Origin of the sequence: Acidocella sp., from assembly GCF_027352905.1 — a bacterium.
Lineage (GTDB): Bacteria > Pseudomonadota > Alphaproteobacteria > Acetobacterales > Acetobacteraceae > Acidocella.
Genome location: NZ_DAIEIF010000011.1, coordinates 1 through 4405 on the forward strand (window position 1 = coordinate 1; position 4405 = coordinate 4405).

Genomic DNA, 4405 nt, shown 5'->3' on the forward strand with positions numbered 1-4405 from the left:
CGCACCCGCCGGAAGAACAGCGCCCGCGGGCTCAGCCGGTCGCGCGGCGGGGCGGGCTTGCGGGCGCGGGCGCCGCGCGGGCGCGGCGGGGAGGAGGGGCGTTGGAGCGTCTCTACACGCGGCATGCGGCCCTCTCCACCATCCAGGCGCAGAGCGCGGGAAAATCCATGCCCTCCAGCGCCGCCTGCTCGGGCAGCAGCGAGGTGGCGGTCATGCCCGGCTGGGTGTTCACCTCCAGCAGAATCAAGCGCCCCGCCGCCTCGTCATAGCGCAGATCCGCGCGCGTCGCCCCGCGGCAGCCCAGCGCCTTATGCGCCGCCACGGCGATCTCCTTGGCCGAGACGGCCACATCCGCCGGAATATTGGCGGGCAGCACGTGGCGGGAGCCGCCCGCCGCGTATTTCGCCGTGTAATCGTAGAAGGTCTCGGCCGGGATGATCTCGGTCACCGTCAGCGCCCGGTCCTCCAGCACCCCCACCGTCAATTCCCGCCCGGGAATGTATTCCTCCACCATCGCCGGGCCGAACCGCCATTGCGCGGCGATCTCGGCGCGGTGGTTATCCCCGGCGCGGACGATGGAAACGCCGACGGAGGAGCCCTCATTCACCGGCTTCACCACGAAGGGGCGGGGCAGCGGGTCGCTCTCGGCCAGTTCCGCGATGTCGATGATCCGGTGCGCGGCGATGGGCAGGCCGGCGGCGGCGAACACCGCCTTGGCCGCGCCCTTGTCCATCGCCATGGCCGAGGCGCGCACCCCCGAATGGGTGTAGGGCAGGCCGATATAATCCAGCACGCCCTGGATGGTGCCATCCTCGCCGAAGCGCCCGTGCAAGGCGTTGAACACCGCCTCCGGCCGGGGGGTGAGGGCGGCGAGCAGCGCCGCCAGATCCTCGGTCACCACCACCGGTGTCACCGCGTAACCGGCCTGGCGCAGCGCCTCGCATACCTGCTTGCCGGAATTGAGCGAGACCTCGCGCTCCGAGGACATGCCGCCCATCAACACCGCCACCCGCATCATGCCGGCACCCCGATCCGTTTGATCTCCCAGCGCAGGCGCACGCCCGACGCCGCCTCCACCCGCCGCCGCACCTCCTCGCCCAGCCCCTCCAGCTCCGCCGCCGTGGCGCCGCCGAGGTTGAGGAGGAAATTGCAGTGCAATTCGGAAATCTGGGCATTGCCCAGGCGCAGCCCGCGGCAGCCCGCCGCCGCCACCAGCTCCCACGCCTTGCGCCCCTCGGGGTTGGCGAAGGTGGAACCGCCGGTCCGCGCCCGCACCGGCTGGGTCGCCTCGCGGCGGGTCTTGATCTCGGCCATGCGCGCCGCGATTACCGCCGCCTCGCCGGGCCGCGCCCGCAGCCGGGCCCGCACCACCACCGCCCCCGGCGGCAGGCGGGAATGGCGGTAGGAGAGTCCCAGCTCATGGGCGTCCAGCCGGCGCAGCTCCCCGTCGCGGGTGACGATCTCGGCCCAGTCGAGCACCCCGGCGATATCGCCGCCATAGGCCCCCGCGTTCATCGCCACCGCGCCGCCAATGGCGCCGGGTATGCCGGAGAGAAATTCCAGCCCGGCCAGGCCCGCCGCCGACGCGTGCTCGGCCACCGTCACATCCAGCGCCGCCGCCCCGGCGACGATCCCCTCCGGCTCCGCCTCGATCTCCCCGAATCCCCGCGCCAGCTTGATGACGACGCCGTTGACGCCGCCATCGCGGATGATGAGGTTGGAGGCCGCGCCGATCACCGTCACCGGCATCTCCGGGGGCAGATCGCTGAGAAATGCCCGCAAATCCTCCACATCCGCCGGGCGCAGCAAAAATTCCGCCGGCCCGCCCACGCGGAACCAGGTGAGCGGCGCCAGCGGCTCGCGCTCCTTCAGCCGCCCCCGCGCGCGGGGGACCGCCGCCGCCATCATCGCCGTATCCCCGCCGCCCGCGCCTCGGCGTGCAGCTCCGCCAGCTGGTGCGGCAGCGCCGCAGCCCATTGGGTGATGCTGCCCGCCCCCAGGCAGACGACATAATCGCCATGACGGGCGATGGCGTTGACCATCTCGGGCAGATGCGCGGGGTCGGCCAGCGCCACCACAGAGCGGTGGCCATGGGCGCGCAGCCCTTCCACCAGCGCCTCCTTGTCCACGCCCTCGATCGGCTGTTCCCCGGCCGGATACACATCCGCGACGATCACGGTGCCCGCATCGTTCATGCAGGCGCAGAACTCCTCGAACAGGCTTTGCAGCCGGGTATAGCGGTGCGGCTGCACCACCGCGATCACGTCGCGCGCCCCCGCCTGCCGCGCCGCCTTCAACACCGCCGCGATCTCCACCGGATGATGGCCGTAATCATCGATCACGGCGATCCCGCCCGCCTCGCCGGTCTTGGTGAACCGCCGCTTCACCCCGGCGAACTGGGCGAGAGCGGTTTTGATCTGCGCCTCCGCCACGTCCATCTCCAGCGCCACGGCAATCGCCGCCAGCGCGTTCTGCACGTTATGGTTGCCCAGCATCGGCAGTCGGAACGGCCCCAGCCGCCGCGCCCGCCCGGTGATGCGGTCGGCCACCCGCACCTCGAAACTCGCCCCCTCCTTGGAGGAGACGATCCGCTCCGCCCGCACATCCGCCTGGGGCGAGAAGCCATAGGTGATGAGGCGGTGGTCGGAGAGATCGGGGATCATCTTCTGCACGGCCGGATGGTCGATGCACAGCACCGCGAAGCCGTAAAACGGAATATTGGCGACGAATTGGCGGTAGGCCGCCTCCATCGCCTCCTTGCTGCCCCAATGGTCGAGATGCTCGGGGTCCATATTGGTGACGATGGTGATGACGGCGGGCAGGCGCAGAAAACTGCCGTCGGATTCATCCGCCTCCACCACCATCCATTCCCCGCCCCCCAGCCGGGTATTGGAGCCATAGGCGTTGATGATGCCGCCATTGATGACGGTGGGGTCGAACCCCGCCCCCTCCAGCACCGCCGCCACCAGCGAGGTGGTGGTGGTCTTGCCGTGGGTGCCGCCCACCGCCACCGCCCATTTCAGCCGCATCAGCTCGGCCAGCATCTCGGCGCGCCGCACCACGGGGATCAGCTTGGCCCGCGCCGCCATCACCTCCGGATTCTCACGCGGCACGGCGGAGGAAACCACCACCACCTGCGCCTGGCCGAGATGTTTGGCGTCATGGCCGATGACCACGGGGATCCCCGCCGCGCGCAGCCTTTGCACATTCGCGGTCTCGGCGAGGTCGGAGCCCTGCACCTGGTAACCCAGCTCGTGCAGCACCTCGGCGATGCCGGACATGCCGATCCCGCCAATGCCGACGAAGTGGATCGGCCCGATGGACAGCGGCAGCGCCCTCATGCCGGCACCCTTTCCATCACGAGATCGGCCAGCGCCGCGGCGGCGCGCGGCTGGCCGAGGGCGGCGGCGGCCGCGGCCATGTTCGATAAGTCTTCAGGATTCATCAGCAATGTCTCGATCCGTTCAGCCAGAATGTCAGGCGTCAGCCCGGCCTGGTCCAGGCGCAGCGCCGCGCCCCTCACCGCCAGCGCCTCGGCATTGGCGCGCTGGTGGTCGTCGATCGCGCCGGGCAGCGGGATGAGGATGGCCGGGCGCCCGGCCACGGCGATCTCAGCGACGCTGGAGGCCCCGGCGCGCGAGACCACCAGCTGCGCCCGCCGCAGCCGCACCGCGACATCGTTGAAAAAAGACGACAATTCCGCCTCGATCCCGGCGGCGGCGAAGATGTCCCGCGCCGCCGGCAGATCATCCGCCCGGCATTGCTGGGTCACGCGCAGCCGCGCCCGCAGCGGCGCGGGCAGCCGCGCCAGCGCCTCCGGCACCAGGGTCGAAAATACCTTGGCTCCCAGGGAACCGCCCAGCACCAGCAATTCCGCGCGCTCGCCCGGCGGGGTATAGCCCTCGCCATGCAGGGCGGTGATGGCGGGGCGCACCGGGTTGCCCACCACCGCCACCCGGGGCGGCCGCGCGGGCAGCCGCCCGGTCGCGGCGAAATTCAGCGCCAGCACATCGGCGAAGCGGGCGAGAAAGCGGTTGGCGCGGCCCAGCACCGCGTTCTGCTCGTGCAGGATCAGGCGCGGGCGCGGGCGGGTGAGCCGCGCGCCGAGCGCCGGGGCGACCGAGGGATAGCCGCCGAACCCCACCACCGCCTGGGCGTCGAGCCCGGCGAGCAGGCGCCGCGCCTTGATCCCGCCCCAGCCGAGGGCAATCGCCGCCAGCCCGGCCCGCCAGACCCCGCGCCCGGCGATGCCGGCCCCGGGCAGCACATGCTGGTCGAGCCCCGCGAAGCCGCGCGCCCCGGCGGCGCGGGCGTCGGTCATCAGCACCACCCGCTCGCCGCGCGCCAGCAGGGCGGCGGCCAGCGCCTCGGCGGGAAACAGATGCCCGCCGGTGCCGCCGGCGGC

4 protein-coding genes are annotated in these 4405 nt (G+C 71.9%); all 4 read right to left on the reverse strand.

The window, feature by feature from the left end:
* Positions 1-112: 112 nt before the first annotated feature.
* Entirely contained in the window at positions 113-1018 is a 906-nt protein-coding gene (locus M7H45_RS00990) for a D-alanine--D-alanine ligase (protein ID WP_298213809.1), read from the reverse strand.
* Positions 1015-1908 (reverse strand): UDP-N-acetylmuramate dehydrogenase, encoded by an 894-nt coding sequence (gene murB / locus M7H45_RS00995; RefSeq protein ID WP_408832259.1) that lies wholly within the window; start codon positions 1906-1908, stop codon positions 1015-1017. The genes M7H45_RS00990 and murB overlap by 4 nt, the downstream gene beginning before the upstream one ends.
* The gene (gene murC, locus M7H45_RS01000) at positions 1905-3341 is read right to left on the reverse strand and encodes a UDP-N-acetylmuramate--L-alanine ligase (protein ID WP_298213810.1); all 1437 of its coding nucleotides are present in this window, start codon (positions 3339-3341) and stop codon (positions 1905-1907) included. Before murC ends, murB begins: the two co-directional genes overlap by 4 nt.
* On the reverse strand, positions 3338-4405 hold a 1068-nt coding region (locus M7H45_RS01005; RefSeq protein ID WP_298213812.1), incomplete at its 5' end, for a UDP-N-acetylglucosamine--N-acetylmuramyl-(pentapeptide) pyrophosphoryl-undecaprenol N-acetylglucosamine transferase. The genes M7H45_RS01005 and murC, both read right to left, overlap by 4 nt.

Coding starts and splice junctions, on each gene's coding strand:
- M7H45_RS00990 (WP_298213809.1), bottom strand. CDS start 1,018: ATGATGCGGGTGGCGGTGTTGATGGGCGGCATGTCCTCGGAGCGCGAG.
- murB (WP_408832259.1), bottom strand. CDS start 1,908: ATGATGGCGGCGGCGGTCCCCCGCGCGCGGGGGCGGCTGAAGGAGCGC.
- murC (WP_298213810.1), bottom strand. CDS start 3,341: ATGAGGGCGCTGCCGCTGTCCATCGGGCCGATCCACTTCGTCGGCATT.